This is a genomic window from Haloarcula halobia, assembly GCF_029338255.1.
Lineage (GTDB): Archaea > Halobacteriota > Halobacteria > Halobacteriales > Haloarculaceae > Haloarcula > Haloarcula halobia.
The window spans coordinates 2,093,648-2,109,156 of the sequence record NZ_CP119787.1; the positions used below are offsets into that span (position 1 = coordinate 2,093,648).

General features: G+C 68.1%; 16 protein-coding genes and 1 pseudogene. 7 read left to right on the forward strand and 10 right to left on the reverse strand.

Going from position 1 to position 15,509, the window contains the following annotated elements; translation table 11 throughout:
• Positions 1–37 precede the first annotated feature (37 nt).
• The 3 genes from P1K88_RS11125 to P1K88_RS11135 are packed head-to-tail and all read right to left on the reverse strand — an operon-like array spanning position 38 to position 3,890.
• Positions 38–1,123: an ABC transporter permease gene (locus P1K88_RS11125; protein WP_276410243.1), complete on the reverse strand. Its 1,086-nt coding sequence runs from the start codon at positions 1,121–1,123 to the stop codon at positions 38–40.
• Positions 1,116–2,987: an ABC transporter permease gene (locus P1K88_RS11130; protein ID WP_276410244.1), complete on the reverse strand. Its 1,872-nt coding sequence runs from the start codon at positions 2,985–2,987 to the stop codon at positions 1,116–1,118. Before P1K88_RS11130 ends, P1K88_RS11125 begins: the two co-directional genes overlap by 8 nt.
• Positions 2,988–3,890 (reverse strand): ABC transporter ATP-binding protein, encoded by a 903-nt coding sequence (locus P1K88_RS11135; protein WP_276410245.1) that lies wholly within the window; start codon positions 3,888–3,890, stop codon positions 2,988–2,990.
• Positions 3,891–3,950: 60 nt separating this feature from the next.
• Here P1K88_RS11135 and P1K88_RS11140 point away from each other — a divergent pair, with 60 nt between their 5' ends.
• Entirely contained in the window at positions 3,951–4,388 is a 438-nt protein-coding gene (locus P1K88_RS11140) for an SRPBCC family protein (protein WP_276410246.1), read from the forward strand.
• 40 nt (positions 4,389–4,428) lie between these two features.
• Here the strand turns inward: P1K88_RS11140 and P1K88_RS11145 are convergent, their stop codons facing one another.
• The 5 genes from P1K88_RS11145 to P1K88_RS11165 all read right to left on the reverse strand — a co-directional run bounded on the left by P1K88_RS11145 (position 4,429) and on the right by P1K88_RS11165 (position 8,460).
• The gene (locus P1K88_RS11145) at positions 4,429–4,665 is read right to left on the reverse strand and encodes an HVO_2901 family zinc finger protein (protein WP_276410247.1); all 237 of its coding nucleotides are present in this window, start codon (positions 4,663–4,665) and stop codon (positions 4,429–4,431) included.
• A gap of 154 nt (positions 4,666–4,819) precedes the next feature.
• The gene (locus P1K88_RS11150; protein ID WP_276410248.1) at positions 4,820–5,830 is read right to left on the reverse strand and encodes a sensor histidine kinase; all 1,011 of its coding nucleotides are present in this window, start codon (positions 5,828–5,830) and stop codon (positions 4,820–4,822) included.
• A gap of 42 nt (positions 5,831–5,872) precedes the next feature.
• Complete coding sequence (sucD, locus tag P1K88_RS11155) at positions 5,873–6,745, reverse strand: succinate--CoA ligase subunit alpha (protein ID WP_276410249.1); 873 nt, start codon at positions 6,743–6,745, stop codon at positions 5,873–5,875.
• Positions 6,742–7,890: an ADP-forming succinate--CoA ligase subunit beta gene (sucC, locus tag P1K88_RS11160; protein WP_276410250.1), complete on the reverse strand. Its 1,149-nt coding sequence runs from the start codon at positions 7,888–7,890 to the stop codon at positions 6,742–6,744. The genes sucD and sucC overlap by 4 nt, the downstream gene beginning before the upstream one ends.
• A 141-nt stretch (positions 7,891–8,031) precedes the next feature.
• On the reverse strand, positions 8,032–8,460 hold the full coding sequence (locus P1K88_RS11165) for a universal stress protein (RefSeq protein ID WP_276410251.1): 429 nt from the start codon (positions 8,458–8,460) through the stop codon (positions 8,032–8,034).
• Between the two features lie 113 nt (positions 8,461–8,573).
• Here P1K88_RS11165 and P1K88_RS11170 point away from each other — a divergent pair, with 113 nt between their 5' ends.
• Positions 8,574–8,858, forward strand: coding sequence for a VIT1/CCC1 transporter family protein (locus P1K88_RS11170; RefSeq protein WP_276410252.1), 285 nt, complete (start codon positions 8,574–8,576; stop codon positions 8,856–8,858).
• Positions 8,858–9,019, forward strand: a pseudogene (locus P1K88_RS18465) (VIT1/CCC1 transporter family protein); the annotation flags it as partial. The gene P1K88_RS11170 and the pseudogene P1K88_RS18465, both read left to right, overlap by 1 nt.
• Before the next feature lie 87 nt (positions 9,020–9,106).
• On the opposite strand, the gene P1K88_RS11175 reads toward P1K88_RS18465, so the two are convergent.
• The gene (locus P1K88_RS11175) at positions 9,107–9,394 is read right to left on the reverse strand and encodes a hypothetical protein (RefSeq protein ID WP_276410253.1); all 288 of its coding nucleotides are present in this window, start codon (positions 9,392–9,394) and stop codon (positions 9,107–9,109) included.
• 89 nt (positions 9,395–9,483) lie between these two features.
• Between P1K88_RS11175 and P1K88_RS11180 the strand changes: the two genes are divergently transcribed.
• Positions 9,484–10,239, forward strand: a complete 756-nt coding sequence (locus P1K88_RS11180; RefSeq protein ID WP_276410254.1) for an NAD-dependent deacylase — start codon at positions 9,484–9,486, stop codon at positions 10,237–10,239.
• Here the strand turns inward: P1K88_RS11180 and P1K88_RS11185 are convergent, their stop codons facing one another.
• Positions 10,240–10,665, reverse strand: a complete 426-nt coding sequence (locus tag P1K88_RS11185; RefSeq protein WP_276410255.1) for a DUF5793 family protein — start codon at positions 10,663–10,665, stop codon at positions 10,240–10,242.
• Between the two features lie 125 nt (positions 10,666–10,790).
• On the opposite strand from P1K88_RS11185, the gene P1K88_RS11190 reads away from it, so the two are divergent.
• The 3 genes from P1K88_RS11190 (at position 10,791) to P1K88_RS11200 (ending at position 15,477) form a co-directional block, all read left to right on the forward strand.
• The gene (locus P1K88_RS11190) at positions 10,791–11,291 is read left to right on the forward strand and encodes a TIGR04206 family protein (RefSeq protein ID WP_276410256.1); all 501 of its coding nucleotides are present in this window, start codon (positions 10,791–10,793) and stop codon (positions 11,289–11,291) included.
• Positions 11,292–11,414: 123 nt separating this feature from the next.
• Positions 11,415–13,034 carry a type II/IV secretion system ATPase subunit gene (locus P1K88_RS11195; RefSeq protein WP_276410257.1) on the forward strand — a complete coding sequence of 540 codons (1,620 nt, stop codon included), beginning with the start codon at positions 11,415–11,417 and terminating at the stop codon, positions 13,032–13,034.
• 1 nt (position 13,035) lies between these two features.
• Positions 13,036–15,477 (forward strand): type II secretion system F family protein, encoded by a 2,442-nt coding sequence (locus tag P1K88_RS11200; RefSeq protein WP_276410258.1) that lies wholly within the window; start codon positions 13,036–13,038, stop codon positions 15,475–15,477.
• The last annotated feature ends 32 nt before the right edge of the window (positions 15,478–15,509 follow it).

Consider the following 15,509-nt stretch of genomic DNA (forward strand, 5'->3'; position numbering starts at 1 on the left):
CACGGCGAGCGCCGGGGATAAAAAGGTAGAACCCGGGTCAGAGTCCCTCGGCGTCGACGGTGCCGACGTACCGCCTGGCGACGGCGTAGGTCCCGACGGCGACGGCAACGGTGGCGACGACGTGGCCGTAGGTCAGCAGCGTCGGACTGTCGACGGCGAGTTTCGCCACCGTCGTCGCCGGGTGCTCGGGGAGCAGCACCGCCGCGCCGAAGACGACCAGCGTCACCACCGAATACAGCAGTTGCGCGGGCCGCCGGCGCTTCGTCGCCAGGCCGAGGACGACGCCGAAGGTCACCACCAGCAGCGCGACGGCCGTGACGAAGACGACGAGCGTCCCCAGGTTGGCGACGGTGATGCCGTTCGTCGAGAGCAACAGGACCCACAGCAGCGCCTGGAGCGGCGCGAGGATCACCATCCCCAGCGCCTTGCCGTCGACGATGTCGAGCAGAGAGACGGGCGCGACCCGCAGGAGCTCGAGCGTCCCGCGCTCTATCTCCTCGGTGACGACGTCGACGGCGACGGACCCGCTGATAAAGGGCGGGAGGAAGAGCAAGAGCGGGATCAACACGGTGTAGGTGAACCCGAAGTAGGGGCTCGCGCCGATCTTACGCGGCAGCGGGGCCGGTGGCTCGTCGAGCGAGGCCGCTCGTTCGACCCGCTCCTGTCGTTCGAGCGCGTTCAGGACCCGCCGCACCTCCACGACGACGAGTGTCGACCTGATGCTCCCCTCGGGGACCGTCGCGATGACGTCTATCGTCCGGCCGCCCCCGTCGGGCGCCGAGACGTACTGGCCGACGAGGACCGCGTCGACGCGGCGGTCCTGGAACGCCTGCCGGGCCCTGTCGGGGTCTTCGAAGACGGTGGCCCCGGCCCCCTCCTGTTCGCGGGCCGCCTCGAGCAGTTCCGCTCGTGCGTCGCCGGTCACGGCCATCTCGACGTCCTGCGTGGCGACCGAGGACGGGTCGTACAGCGAGGTCAGGCCCACGACGAGGAAGGACGAGAACCCGGCGACGAACAGCTGGATGAGCAGCGCCAGGACGATCGTCTTCTCGCGAGACAGCGAGCGCACGTCCCGCTTGGCGACGACGAGACGCGGGTCGCGCCACCAGGGTCGGTCAGACAAGGCTGGTCACCACCGTGAGGTTGTAGGCGAAGTGGACGACCACGGCCGCCCCCAGGCCGGCCAGGTAGCCCGACCGGCCCCGCGTCGCCCCGACGGCCGACAGCGCCGCTGTCACCGTGTGCAAGACGAGCGGCGCGAGCAAGAACAGCAGCGCGACAGCCCACAAGGGCACGCCGGCGGGCGGGGTCGCCCCCTGGAGCGCCGCCTGGCCGATGGGCAGGCTCTCTAAGTTCGAGAGCCGGGCGATGAGGAGGCCCTTCTCGGCGACGAAAAACCCCAGCCCCGAGAGCGCGCCGAGGCCGAGCGCCGAGCGAACCGTCCGCTCGTACCGGGCGGCGTCGTAGCCGGCGTAGACGTGCAGGCTCTTTGCTACCTCCTCGACGACGGCGACGACGCCCAGAATCAGCAGGACGCCGAGGGTCTGGTTCGTCCCGAAGACGTTCAGCGACACCGAGTCGAGGACGAACAGGAACGCGATGGCGACCAGTTCCGCGACGACGACGAAGGGCAGCAGGACGACGCTCATCTTTGCCGCGCTCCGCCGGGACCTGATGCGCCCCGACAGCGCGTCGAGCACCTTCAGCGGGATGGCGCGCTGGGTGAACATGTCCTCCTCGCGGTAGAGGCCGGCGCCCAGACCAAAGAGGACGAGCGCCGTCACCAGCGGCGGGAGCGTCGAGAAGGCGAAGGCCGACGGACTGATCGCCTGTCCAGTGAGGTCCATCACGACCAGCGTGAGCGGCGAGATGAGCGCGATGGGTGTGATGTCGGTGAAGATGGCCGGGACGAACGCGTAGGAGGTCAACGAGACGGTTATCGTGACGGTGACAAAGGTCAGTTCCTTGAACGACCGCGCGAACATCGCCCCGCAGAACGTCGCCGCGAGGAAGAGCAAGGCGAGTGGCACCACCGCCAGCACGGCGATGGGACTTCCCCCGGGCGCGATACCGCCAAAGCGCAACGTCGCGGTGATGGCCGTCGCCACGCCGACGGCCCCAAGCAGGTACGGGAGCGTCTTGCCCGCGATGATGTCGGCCCGCGAGGCGGGCGTCACGAGCAGGAGTTCGCCCCGGCGGTTCAGGCGCTCGGAGAGCATCGACGACCCGTAGGCCTGGATGACGAAGTTCATCGGGACGATATAGAGGAAGGCGAGCACGAGCGACTCGAAGGGGAACGGCGGGGAGATATCCGACGGCGTGCCGCCCTGCACCTCGCCGGCCAGCCGCCCCCCGAGGCCGCTCAGACTCGCCCCCCCACCACCGGCCTCGCCGAGGCCGCCATCACTACCGCCCGCGCTCGCACCGCCGTCGGACCCACCGCCGGCACCGGCGCCACCGCCACCGGCCCCGTCGTCGTTGCCGCCATCGCTGCCGGCGGTCCCACCGTTCTCCCGGGGATCCAGCACGTCGGTGCCGGCCTGCTCCCGGTAGACCAGCGTCACCGAGACGGGGAACGCCGCCGTCTGGTTGTCGTCGCCGGCGAGCGTCCGGTCGTTGTACCGCTCGGTGCTGGAGCGGAACTCGTCGAGTGCAGCGCGTTCCTTGGGCGTCTGCGGGACGCTGACGAGGCGCGTGCCACGGAACAGCAGTTCCTGCTCCCCGCGTTCGACGGCCGCCGGATCCGGGTCCCGGACGACGAACGTCCCGTCGTCGGCCGCCACGTCGTAAAACGGGCTCGCGTCGTCGACGCCGACGCGGTAGAGGCCGTCGTCCAGGCCGGCGCCACCGCCGCCGACGGCGATGGCCGCGACGCCCCCCATCGCGACCAGCGACAGCGCCATGACGGCGACGGTCCGCCGGTCGAGTCCGCCGGCGTTCTTGGTGACCTCCCACCGCGCGACGCGCAGGAGTTTGTCCCACTCCATCTACGGCGCGTCCTCCCCCACGTACCGCGTCCCGCGCGTGCCGGCCTCGGCCACGTTGAGGAACACCTCTTCGAGGCTCGACTCCTCGGTCCTGATGTCGACCACCTCGCCGCCCGCCGCGCGAGCGGCCTCTCTGGTCTCCTCGACGGCGGCCATGCTCTCGACCACCCGCTCGTAGTTGCCGTTGACGCGGGTGGCGTCCGGGACGTCGACGGTGGTGTAGACGTGATAGCGCGTCTCGCCGTACTCGTCTTGAAGCTCCGCCAGGTCGCCGCGGGCGACGATGTCGCCCTCGTTCATGATCGCGACGCGGTCACAGATGGATTCGACGTGAAAGAGATTGTGCGCGGAGAAGACGATGGTCTTGCCCTCGGCGGCCAGCTGCTCGGTGAACTCGATGACGTAGTTGGTCGTCAGCGGGTCCAGTCCCGAGGCTGGCTCGTCGTAGACGAGCACGTCGGGGTCGTTGATGAGCGAGCGGGCGATGGCCACCTTCCGTTTCATCCCCTTGGACATGTCACCCAGCTTCCGGTCGCGGTGCTCTAGATCCAGTTCGTCGAGCGTCTCGTGCATCCGCTCGTCGGCCACGTCGGGGTCGACGTCGTAGAGGTCGGCGAAGAAGTCGAGATACGAGACGGGCGTCATCTCCTCGTAGAGGGGCGACTCCTCGGGGAGGAAGCCGAGTCGGCGGCGCATCTCTGTCGTCTCGGTGTCGTAGCCGGCGATGGTCGCCTCGCCGCTCGTCGGTTCCAGCAGGCCGGCGAGCATCTTCAGCGTCGTCGTCTTGCCGGCGCCGTTGGGGCCGATGATGCCGAACACCTCGCCGCGGTCCACCGAGAACGAACTGCCCCGGACGGCGACGAAGTCGCCGTACTCCTTGCGAAGGTCGCGGGCGTCTATCATCTGCGCGTCGGTTGTGACGGCACGAACCTATACCTTGGCGCCGGTCTATTGGTTTTGATAATGGTCGCCATCGGCGAGGCGGACGTCTCGGTACAGCAGACGGAGGACGGCCGCCGACTGGTCGTGAGCCACCCCGTCGACGCGTCGCGCGACGCGGTGTGGACAGTCCTGACCGACACGGCGCTGTGGCCCGACTGGGGCCCCTCTCTCACCGACGTCGAGGTAGACACCCGGGTCATCGAGGACGGGACGACCGGTCGGGTCCGGACGGTCGGGGGCCTGTGGCTCCCCTTCGAAGTGACGGCGTGCCGGGCCCACCGGTGGACGTGGGACGTCGCCCGGATACCGGCGACGGGCCACCGGGCGGACGCGGGGCCCCTGGGCTCACGGGTCGTGTTCGAGATACCCGTACTCGCCGCCGGCTACGTGCCGGTGTGCGTGCGGGCCTGCCGGAACGTGGCGTCGCTGGCCGCCGGGGAGTCGGCGCCGGAACCCTGAGCGCTGCTCGGGGGTGTTCGTGTCGTGACGGGCCGCAGGACTACTTGCTCGTTACTCGCGCGTCAGATACGTTGTGGATGTCCTCGCCGATACCTTCGCCGTCGCAGTCCTCGTTCGGACATCGATAGTGCCACCCGTCCTCCGTCGCCGAGCGCTCTGTGAAGCGGCCGCCGCACTCGTCGCAGTAGAGCTGGCCCGCAGAACAGGTGTCGAGGTGGAGTTCGAGTTCGAGTTCCGTGCCGAACGTCCGCTTGCAGTTCCGGCAAGTGTGGGGCATAGAAAAATCTACATATCCATGCCTTATATCTACACCGGAACGTTCACGAGTGGCGCTTCGGCGGTCCTACCCCGGTCTCTCCGTTCTCAGCGACGGGGCCGACGTGGCGGCCGTCGGTCCGGCATCTCGTCGTGGGCGGTCGGTTCAGCCAGCCCTACCGCGGCGTCGCTCGGCGACCGGTGGCTACCGACACGCGGGTCCCACCGGCCTCGCTCTCGCCGACCTCGAGGGTCCACCCGTGGGCATCGGCGATGGTCGCGGCGACGAACAGGCCGTACCCCTCGCCGCCGTTCGTTGTCGCGTACCCCTGTTCGAAGACGTGGTCACGGTCGTCGGCGGGGATGCCGGGGCCGTCGTCAGCGACGGCGAAGCCGCTGTCAGTCGCCGCGACGGTGACGGTGACGTCCTCGCTGCCGTGTTCGAGCGCGTTCTCGAAGAGGCGTTCGAGGAACGTCTGCAAGCGTTCGGGGTCGGCCACGACGGTGACGTCGTCATCGGTCTCCAGGGTCGCGTCGTCGACATCGAGGGTCTGCCAGACCGTCTCGGCGACGTCGCCGACGTCGACGCGTTCCGTCTCCGTGACCGGCCGACTCACCGACCCGAGCGTCGACAGCTCCTCGAGCAGCGAGTCGATGCGGTCGACCGATCGGGTGATTGCGTCGGCGTGGACCGGGTCCATCTCCATCAGTTCCAGTCTGCCGACGACCACGTTCAGCGGGTTCTTCGCGTCGTGGGCGAGATTGCTCGCGACGTCGCTAAAGCGGTGTGCCACACCGTGGCCGTCGCCGGTCGGTGTGGCGGTCCGGGCACGGATCCGTGCGATGAGTTGTGCCATACTCCCGGGACTCCCGAGGACCGTCACGTCCGCGGCGCCGGCCGACAGCAGCGCCTCGACACGCGCTGGGTCGGTCGACTCGGTAGCGACGAACACGGGGCGGGACGGGTCGGCCTCGCGGGCCTCCTCGAGTGCAGCGAGCCCGTCGTGGGCCGGCAACGCGTCGGTGACGACCACGGCGTCGACGTCGCGGTCGGCGGCCGCCGTCGCGGGCTCCGTGGACTCGACGACCTCCACGGTCTCGGTGTCGAGGTCCAGCTCGATTGACTCAGAGTGCGTGGTGGTTTCGCCGACGACGGCCACCCGCAGTGACTCACCCGTTCGGTTCACTGCCGACCGCTACGAAAGGGGCCCCTATGAATCCGTCGCCGCCTACAGCAGGTTCTCGACGTGGTCGGCGACCTCTTCGGGGGTGTCGCCGACAGGGACGCCGTTGTCCTCGAGGGCGTTGATCTTCGACTGGGCGGTCCCGGTTCCGGACCCCGAGACGATGGCGCCGGCGTGACCCATGCGCTTGCCGGGCGGTGCCGTCCGACCGGCGATGAAGCCGGCGACCGGCGTGTCCATGTGCTGGCCGATGAACTTCGCGGCCTGTTCCTCGTCCTCGCCGCCGATCTCGCCACACATCACGACGGCGTGCGTGTCGGGGTCGGCCTCGAACAGCTCGAGGGCGTCGATGAACCCGGTGCCGATGATTGGGTCGCCGCCGATGCCGATGGCGGTGGTCTGGCCCAGGCCGCGGTCGGTGAGGTTGTCGACGACCTGGTAGGTCAGCGTGCCCGACCGGGAGACCAAGCCGACGTTCCCCGAGGAGAAGATGTTGCCAGGGAGGATGCCCAGTTTGGCGACGCCGGGCGTGATGACGCCGGGACAGTTCGGCCCGACGAGGTGTGTGTCGGTCTCCTGCAGTTTGCGGTAGACCCGCGACATGTCCTGGGTCGGGACGCCCTCGGTGATGGCGACGACGAGGTCGACGCCCTTCGCGTCCAGCGCCTCGAAACAGGCGTCCGCGGCGAACGCGGGCGGGACGAACACGACGGAGGCGTTGGCGTCCTCCTCGCGGGCAGCCTGCTGGACCGTGTCGTAGACCGGCACGCCGGCGACCTCCTGGCCGCCGCGTCCCGGCACTGCGCCTGCGACGACGTTGGTCCCGTACTCGAGCATCTGCTCGGTGTGGAACTTCCCTTCGCCGCCGGTGATACCCTGTACGACAACGCGCGTGTTTTCGTCGACTAGAACGCTCATGTGTCCACCTCCCCGGCGTACTCGACGGCACGCTGGACGGCGTCCTCCAGCGTGTGTTCGACGGTCACCAGGTCTTCGTTCAGAATCTCCATACCTTCCTCGGCGTTCGTGCCCGCGAGCCGGACGACGACCCGCTTGGGGATCTCGTCGAACTGCTCCAGAGCCTGATTGATGCCCTGGGCCACCTCGTCACCGCGGGTGATGCCCCCGAAGATGTTGAACACGACCGAGTCGACGTTCTCGTCGGAGAACACCATGTCGAGTGCGTTCGCGATGCGGTCGGCCTTCGCGCCGCCGCCGACGTCCAGGAAGTTGGCGGGCGACCCGCCGTAGTGGTCGACGAGGTCCAGCGTCGTCATCACGAGGCCAGCCCCGTTGCCGATGATGCCGACGTTGCCCGAGAGGCGGACGTAGTCGAAGCCGTACTCGTCGGCCTTCTGCTCGAGCTCGTCGCCGTCGGCTGCCTCCTCGCCCATCTCGGCGAGCTCGGGCTGGCGGAACAGCGCGTCGTCGTCGATGTTCATCACCGCGTCGGCGGCGATGACCTCGTCGTCGCTCGTGATCATCAGCGGGTTGACCTCGACGTCGCTGCCGTCGCGGTCGTCCCAGAGCTGGTAGAGCGTGCGCAGGACGCCTGCGACGTCGTTGGCCAGGTCGCGGTCGACGCCGGCGTCGTAGACGACCTTCCGGGCCTGGAAGGGGTGCATGCCGAACGCGGGGTCGACGTGCTCGCGCGCGATGGCGTCGGGGTCCTCCTCGGCGACCTCCTCGATGTTGACGCCGCCCTTCGTCGAGACCATCGCGACGGGCTTGCCAGCGCCCCGGTCCATAGTCACGCCGACGTACAGCTCGTTGACGAAGTCGACGGCCTCCTCGACGAGCACGGTCCTGACGTGATAGCCCTTGAGGTCCATCCCGATGATGTTCTCGGCGGCCTCGCGGGCCTCATCGGCGTTCTCGACGAGTTCGATGCCGCCGGCCTTCCCGCGCCCACCGACGTGCACCTGTGCCTTGATAGCGACCGGATAGCCGATTTCCTCGGCCGCGTCGACGGCCTCCTCCACTGTCTCGGCCAGCCTCGATGCGGGTGTGGGGACGCCCGCGTCGGCGAAGACTCGTTTCGCCTGATATTCGTGCAATCGCATGTCATGCGGAAAGGGGAGTGGGGACGGTTTAAATCCGTCTGTACACGACGGAGCGGCCGGTACCGGGCCAACAGTATCGCCGGTCGACCCGGTACCGTGCTCCCGGCCGTGTATTTCGGGGTGCAGCGGCCGTCATAGCGCCTATCGCACGACGGTGACCGGGACCGGCGACTGCCGCATCACCTGTTCGGCGACGCTACCGAGGACGAGTCGCGAGACACCGGTCCGCCCGTGACTCCCCATCACGACGTGGTCGACGTCGTGTTCGTCGGCGTACGACAGTATCTCGCGGGCAGGCCGGCCGGTCACGGTGGCGGTCGTCACCGTACTGTCGTGGTCGGCTGCCAACGCCTCCGCGTCGGCATGGAGTGTCGCTGCGTGGGCCTCCATCTCCTCGACCCACGAACTGGCAGTGGGGAGCCCCTCCGTCTCCGCGTCGTAGACCGCGAGCATCGGGTCGACGACGTAGAGGACGTGTATCCCGGCGTCGGGGTGGTGAGTGAGGACCCGTTCGAGCGCGCGCTTCGAGAGCGGGGACCCCTCGTAGGGGACCAGAATCAGTTCGTCCATGTGACATCTTAGCGGGGACGGGTCGAAAACCTTCCTCCGCGCTCGAGTGCACAACGTAATTGTCGGCAACCAGTCTAGCGGGACACACGATCGAACGGCTCCTCCGCGACGAGGTGCAATCGTCCGGCCGGTACCTCGCAGAGGTCATCTACGGCGCCAACGACAGCATCGTCACGACGTTCGCCGTCGTCTCGGGTGTCGCCGGCGCCGCGCTGAACCCCGCCATCGTCCTCGTTCTCGGGGCCGCGAACCTCTTTGCCGACGGGTTCTCGATGGGCATGAGCAACTACCTCAGCCGCCGGTCCGAACTCGAGTACGGGGAGTCGGTGGGGCCGACTCGCCGGACAGCCCACCGGCGGACCTCGACGGCGGGAAGTCCCCCAGGCGGACTGCGCTGATCACGTTCGCAGCGTTCGTCGTCGCCGGGTGGGAACCGCTCGTGCCGTACATCCTCGCCGCCACGCCTGCCTTCCCGCTTTCCATCGGCTTCACCGGCGTCGCCTTCTTCCTCGTCGGAGCGAGTCGGAGTCTGGTGACCCGGCGCGCCTGGTACGTCAACGGCGTCGAGATGTTCGTCGTCGGGATGCTCGCCGCGGCCGTCGCGTTCACCGTCGGGCGACTGCTCGGCGGCCTGGCCCGACGGAACTCAGGCCGATTCCACGGACCCCTCGCCGCGACCACCGAGACGGGCCCGCCCACGCTGGACGAGTGCGCCGGCGACGAAGAGACAGAGGTGCAACACGGCCCCCAGCGCCACGGCGCCCGCCACGCTCGCGACGACCAGTAACGCGGCCGCGCCCTCGAACAGCGCGACACCGAGGACGAGCGCCCCCGCCAGGCCGCCGTTCCGGAGCGCACAGCGCAGTTCCGACGCCACCAGGTCCCGGAACGGCGTCTCGGTCACCCCGTCCCCGGTCAACCGATCGTAGCACATGCCCGTCGCTGGGGCCGCGATCTGTATAAAACGTCGGACAGAGTCGTCGTACCGACGACGCTTTTTGCCTCGCTGTCGTACGCCCGGGCGTGACCGGGGACGACGTATTCGACGACGTGGCCAGTACCATACGGACCGCCGACTCGACGGTCGCGCTGACCGGCGCGGGCGTCTCGACGGCGTCGGGCATCCCATCGTTCCGCGGCGAGGACGGGGTCTGGGACGAGTTCGACCCGATGTCCTTCCACCGCCGGCGGTTCGACGCCGACCCGACGGGGTTCTGGCGGGACAGACTGGACCTCCGCCGAGCGATCTACGCCGACCTCGACCCGGCCCCCAACGCGGCCCACGAGGCGCTCGTCGACCTCGAGTCAGACGGGCGACTCGAGGCCGTGGTTACGCAGAACGTCGACGGCCTCCACCACGCCGCCGGGACCGACCGGGTCGTCGAACTCCACGGCACGCACCGGCGTGTCCGGTGTGACGACTGTGGCGACCGGCTGCCAGCCGACGAGGTGTTCGACCGGGCCGCAGACGGTGAATTACCGCCACGGTGTGCCTGTGGCGGCGTCTACCGCCCCGACGTGGTCCTGTTCGGGGAGTCCCTGCCCGACGAGGCGATGGACGCCGCCCAGCGCCTCGCCCGGGAGAGCGACGTGTTCCTGGCACTCGGGTCCTCGCTCTCGGTGCGGCCCGCGTCGCTGCTCCCCCGGATTGCCACGCGGGCGGGGAGCACGCTCGTCGTCGTCAACCTCGACCCCACGCCCAGAGACGACGAGGCGACCCTCGTCGTCCGCGATGACGTCACGACCGTCCTGCCGGCCGTCGTCAGGCGTCTCCGGTAATCACAGCTGGACGCCGCCGGGGATCAGGCTCTGACTGCGAAGCAGGCTCCCGTCGTGGTCGTAGACGAGCAGCGTCCGCTTCTCGTAGACGAGCGACTTCCCGTCGCTGTCGGTCAGGCGGACCTCGTACGTTCCGTCCTCACGGTCCTCCGCGGCGCCGACGAGGGCCAGTATCGCCTCCGTCGGTGCGCCGGCCTCGAGGATGTACTCCCCTGTCAGCCGCGTCGACAGCGAGACGACGCCGTCCTCGTCGCCCGGCTGGCGACGTAGCGTGACGTCTATCTCGTCGGCGTCGAGTGTCCCGGTGTCTGTACTGAAGCGCTCGCGCAATCCCCCCGTCGGGCCGCTGTAGTCGATGCGTATCGTCGGTGTCCCCCCGTCGGTCGGGTCTGGCTCTACGTCGACGGTGAAGTAGTCGCGCCTCATTCGGTTACGCTTCGCTAGGTGTCGCGATGCAATGAACGTAACGGCGGCGGGGTCACGGGGCCCCGTCGAACCGGTCGGCCGGTATCGGTAGCTTTTCCCTGGCACCCCATCCTTCTGGAGACGTCATGGCCTGGGTCAAATCCGAGTACGCCGGCGAGATGGCCGTCCTCTCGACGTGGCTGGTCGCGCTGGCGCCGTGGTCCGTCTCCGTCTTCCAGGTGTCGGACCTCACCGTCGTCGCCCTGCGCTTTCTCCCCTTCCGACTGCAGTTCATCTTCGGGGCGACCATCGAGAACGAGCGGCCCTTCCTGTGGGCCTGGGAAGTGGCGCGGTTCCAGACGTCGCCCGAACTCACGCTCGCCGGGACGCTCGGGTTCGCCGCGCTGGTCCTGTTTGCTCTGCCGTTGACGCTGAGCGTCTACTACTACTTCGAGGAGGAACGGGTCGGCGACCTGCTCCCGCTGGACCCGGTGCGCCTGTTCGGCGGTCTGCTGGGTCTGGTGGCGCTCGCGACGGTGGCGGCCACGGCGCTTTTCGTCCGGTTCTTCCCCGGCGTCACCCTCCCGGTCGGTGCTGCGCTCTCCGCCCTGTTTGCCTATCTCCTGTTGACGATAGACCGCACCTGAGTCGTCCGTTCGCTCGACGGTACCATACTCTCTCGTGATAATTCGGAGAGCGAATTTAAGTAGGAGGCCGAACAAGGCACGACAGACCGTAGCCTACGCCGCGATCACCGGTCGTTTCCGCAGATGTCCAATCCCGAGACACCAGATCCAGGTGACGTCGTCAAGGACCCCATCGGCCACATCCAGTCGTGGCTCTCGCGGACGGCGACCATGCTCAGTGGCGGGGCCATCCCCGAGTCGAACTACGACCCGGGCCGTCACGGCGCGCTGGTCGCCTTCGACGGCCTGGCGGGCCAGGAAGAACTCGACCGCTACTGGCTCAACGCACCCTTTGCCTTCGTCTCGATCAACCACGACCCCGACCGTGACGAGAACCGGTACCACGTGGTCGAACCCTCGCTGACCGACATCGAGGCGGAACTGCTGGACCGACTGTACGAGGACATCCGCGGGCCGCTCATCTACCGGGACTCGGTGGACCGCGACCCCGAGACGGCGCTCCGCGAGGAGCTCCGCGTTCGCCTCGAGGAGTACGGCGTGGTCATCGAACCGGAGACCTTCTACCGCCTCTATTACTACCTCTACCGCTCGTTTCTCGGCTATGGCTACATCGACCCCCTGATGCACGACCCGGCCATCGAGGACATCTCCTGTGACGGTGCAGGCCTGCCCATCTTCGTCTACCACGACGAGTACACCGACGTCGAGACGAACATCACCTACGAGTCGGAGGAACTCGAGGAGTTCGTCATCCAGCTGGCCCAGCGCTCCGGCCGGCACGTCTCCGTGTCCGACCCCGTCGTCTCGACGACGCTGCCCGACGGGTCCCGCATCGAACTCGCGCTCGGCCAGGAAGTGACCCCGCGAGGCAGCGCCTTCACCATCCGGAAGTACGCGGACGAACCGTTCACACCCATCGACCTGCTGGAGTACGGCACCTTCTCCGTCGAGATGCTGGCGTACCTCTGGCTGGCGATCGAGTCGAACAAGTCGCTCATCTTCGCCGGCGGGACCGCCGCCGGCAAGACGACGTCGATGAACGCCGTCTCGATGTTCATCCCGCCCCGGTCGAAGGTGCTGACCATCGAGGACACCCGCGAGCTCTCGCTGTACCACGACAACTGGCTCTCGTCGGTGACCCGGGAGCGATTGGACGACTCGGACATCACGATGTACGACCTCCTGCGCTCGGCGCTCAGACACCGCCCGGAGTACATCGTCGTCGGGGAGGTCCGCGGCCAGGAGGCCATCACGCTGTTCCAGGCGATGAACACCGGCCACACGACGTTCTCGACGCTCCACGCCGACTCGGTCCAGACGGTCATCAACCGCCTGGAGAACGAACCCATCAACGTGCCACGACCGATGGTCCAGTCGCTCGACATCCTCTGTGTCCAGGTGCTCGCCCGGTCGGGCGATGAGCGCGTCCGGCGGGCCAAGACCATCGCCGAGATAGAGGGCATCGACCAGCGGACGGGCGAACTGGACTACTCGAACACCTACGCCTGGCAGTCGACCGGCGACGAGTTCAGTCGGTCGAACAGCGAGCTGCTCGACGAGATCCGCTCGGAACGGGGCTGGAGCCAGTCGGAGTTGCTCACGGAGCTGCAGAACCGCCGACGGTTCCTCGAGTACCTCCGCCGGGAGGGCATCTCCGACTACCGCCGGTTCACTGCGATGGTCAACAAGTACTACGCCGACGCCGAACAGGTCATGAAACGAATCGACGACGAGTCCCTCTGAGATGGCCCTGAACCCGCTCGGCCTGACACCGCTCGCGCTGCTGGTCGTCCTCCTCTCGATCGTCGGCCTCGGTTTCGTCAGCGAGCACTGGGACCGCCGCCTGACGCGGTTCTCGCGGCGCCTCTTCGGCCGGTACGTGGGGGCCTCACCCGAGCGCAAGCGGGTCCTGGAGTCCGCGTACATCGGAGAGACCTACCGCGGATACGCGGCTCGCACCTACCTGTTTACAGCCATCGCGGCGGTGTGCGGGGCACTCGGTGGGGCCTACCTCGTGGGCTTGGTCTTGCTCGCGATCCCGACCATCGTCGACCTGCTGCTGGGCCTGCCGAACACGATGGTCAACGCGCTTGGCATCCGTGGCTTCGAACTGGTGTTGGCCCCGACGCGGACGCTCGCCATCCTCGCCGCCGGCGGCGTCTTCACCGGCGCTGGGGCGGCTGGGCTGACCTACATACTGCGCTGGGAGCTCCCGAAGAACACCGCGGCGGTCCGCCGGCGCAACATCGAGGAGGGGATGCCACGGAACATCGCCTTCATGTACGCACTGGCCCGGGGCGGCATGTCGTTCCCCGACATCGTCCGAGTGCTCGGTCGCAACCAGGACATCTACGGCGACATGTCCCGCGAGATATCCATCGCCGTCCGCGAGATGGACCTCTTTGGCCGGGACGCCATCTCCTCGCTCCAGCACGTCTCACACCGCACGCCCAGCGAGAAGATGAAGACGTTCACCGAGAACCTCTCCAGCGTCCTCCAGAGCGGGCAGTCCCTCGAGTCGTTTCTCCACGACCAGTACGAGCGCCACCAGGAGGACGCGGCCCAGCGACAGGCGGACATCATCGAGAGCCTCGCCACCGTCGCGGAGGCCTACGTCACGATCTTCGTCGCCGGGGTGCTCTTTCTCATCACGATCCTCCTCGTGTTCGGCCTGACGACGACCGACACGCTCCCCTTTCTCCAGTTGCTCGCGTATCTGGCCATCCCGCTCGCGAACGCCGGCTTCATAGTCTACCTCTCGTCGAAGATGGAAGCGCTCGGCATCAGCGACAGCGGCACGACAGACGTACTGGACCGCCTGGAGACGACGACGTTCGGCAAGCCGGCGGCACGGCCCGAGGGCGGCGTCACCGACGGTGGCCAGGTCGGTACGGCCACCGACAACTGGGCCCGCCTGCGCCTGTACGACCGGGTCCGGCGGGTGAAGCGGATACTCCGCTCGCCGGTCGAGACGCTCGTCTGGAACCCGACGCAGATACTCTACGTCGCCGTCCCCGTCGCAGTGCTGGCGTTCGCCCTGCGCGCCCCGGCGGCCTTCCAGACCTCGCTGGTCAACGTGCGACTGCTCGACGACCTGCTCGTCCAGTCGACGCTGCTTGTGCTGGGTTCTTTTGCCGTCGTCAGGTTCGTCTACGTCCGTCGGGTCGCCCGCATCGAGCAGGTGACGCCGGAACTGTTAGAGCGCCTGGCGAGCCTCAACGAGGCGGGCATGACCGTCGTCGAGAGCATCCGCCGCGTCCGGGGCAACGACGTCGGCGTCCTCACGTCCGAAGTGAAACGCATCTGGGCGGACATCCGGATGGGCGCAAACGTCGACGACGCGCTAATCCGGTTCGGGCGCCGCATCAAGACGACGGCGATCATCCGGGTCGTGACGCTCCTGATACATTCGATGCGGGCCTCCGGGGAGTTGGGGCCGGTCCTCCGTATCGCCGCGACCCAGGCACGCTCGGAACTGCAGCTGCGGAGGCGCCGCCGGCAGCAGATGCTGACCTACCTCGTCGTCATCTACATCTCCTTCGTCGTCTTCCTGGTCATCATCGTCGCCGTCCAGGAGGTGCTCGTGCCGGCGCTCCCGTCAAACGTCCCGACGCCGACGGGGTCGGCCAACCGCCTGGGCGTCGGCGTCGACCAGTTCGCCCGCTTCGGACGGGTCGACAAGGCGGCCTACACGCTGGTCTTCTTCCACACGGCGCTCATCCAGGCCGTCCTGACCGGGTTCATCGGCGGCCAGCTCGGCGAGGGGACGCTCAAAGACGGTGCAAAACATGCCGCCGTCCTGCTGGGGGTGGCCTACGTCGCCTTCCTGCTCCTGTCCTCGCCGGTGGCCTCGGTGACCGTCGCCGACCAGCCCGTCGACGGGGGCGAACTGACCGTCGGGTCAGCGTCGCTCTCTGACGGCGGGTTCGTCGTGGTCCACGAGCGAGACGCCGATGGCCCGGTCGTCGGTACCTCCGGCTACCTCCAGGCGGGGACCCACCAGAACCTCCGGATATCGCTCGACAGGTCGGTGAGCTCGGGCACGCCGCTGGTCCTGGTGGTCCACCAGGACACCAACGGGAACCAGGCCCTGGACTACGACTTCGAGGGCGCGGGTGGTCCAGACCAGCCCTACGCCGCGACCGGCAACGAGGAGTTCGTGACAGTCGAACTGACGGTCGAGTGACGCTGGGTTTACGGTCGTCAGCGGGGAAGACG

Excerpts from the sequence above, each read along its gene's own strand:
- P1K88_RS11130 (WP_276410244.1), bottom strand. The coding sequence starts at position 2,987 with ATGGAGTGGGACAAACTCCTGCGCGTCGCGCGGTGGGAGGTCACCAAG.
- P1K88_RS11135 (WP_276410245.1), bottom strand. The coding sequence starts at position 3,890 with ATGATAGACGCCCGCGACCTTCGCAAGGAGTACGGCGACTTCGTCGCC.
- P1K88_RS11140 (WP_276410246.1), top strand. The coding sequence starts at position 3,951 with ATGGTCGCCATCGGCGAGGCGGACGTCTCGGTACAGCAGACGGAGGAC.
- P1K88_RS11145 (WP_276410247.1), bottom strand. The coding sequence starts at position 4,665 with ATGCCCCACACTTGCCGGAACTGCAAGCGGACGTTCGGCACGGAACTC.
- sucD (WP_276410249.1), bottom strand. The coding sequence starts at position 6,745 with ATGAGCGTTCTAGTCGACGAAAACACGCGCGTTGTCGTACAGGGTATC.
- sucC (WP_276410250.1), bottom strand. The coding sequence starts at position 7,890 with ATGCGATTGCACGAATATCAGGCGAAACGAGTCTTCGCCGACGCGGGC.
- P1K88_RS11165 (WP_276410251.1), bottom strand. The coding sequence starts at position 8,460 with ATGGACGAACTGATTCTGGTCCCCTACGAGGGGTCCCCGCTCTCGAAG.
- P1K88_RS11175 (WP_276410253.1), bottom strand. The coding sequence starts at position 9,394 with ATGTGCTACGATCGGTTGACCGGGGACGGGGTGACCGAGACGCCGTTC.
- P1K88_RS11185 (WP_276410255.1), bottom strand. The coding sequence starts at position 10,665 with ATGAGGCGCGACTACTTCACCGTCGACGTAGAGCCAGACCCGACCGAC.
- P1K88_RS11190 (WP_276410256.1), top strand. The coding sequence starts at position 10,791 with ATGGCCTGGGTCAAATCCGAGTACGCCGGCGAGATGGCCGTCCTCTCG.
- P1K88_RS11195 (WP_276410257.1), top strand. The coding sequence starts at position 11,415 with ATGTCCAATCCCGAGACACCAGATCCAGGTGACGTCGTCAAGGACCCC.
- P1K88_RS11200 (WP_276410258.1), top strand. The coding sequence starts at position 13,036 with ATGGCCCTGAACCCGCTCGGCCTGACACCGCTCGCGCTGCTGGTCGTC.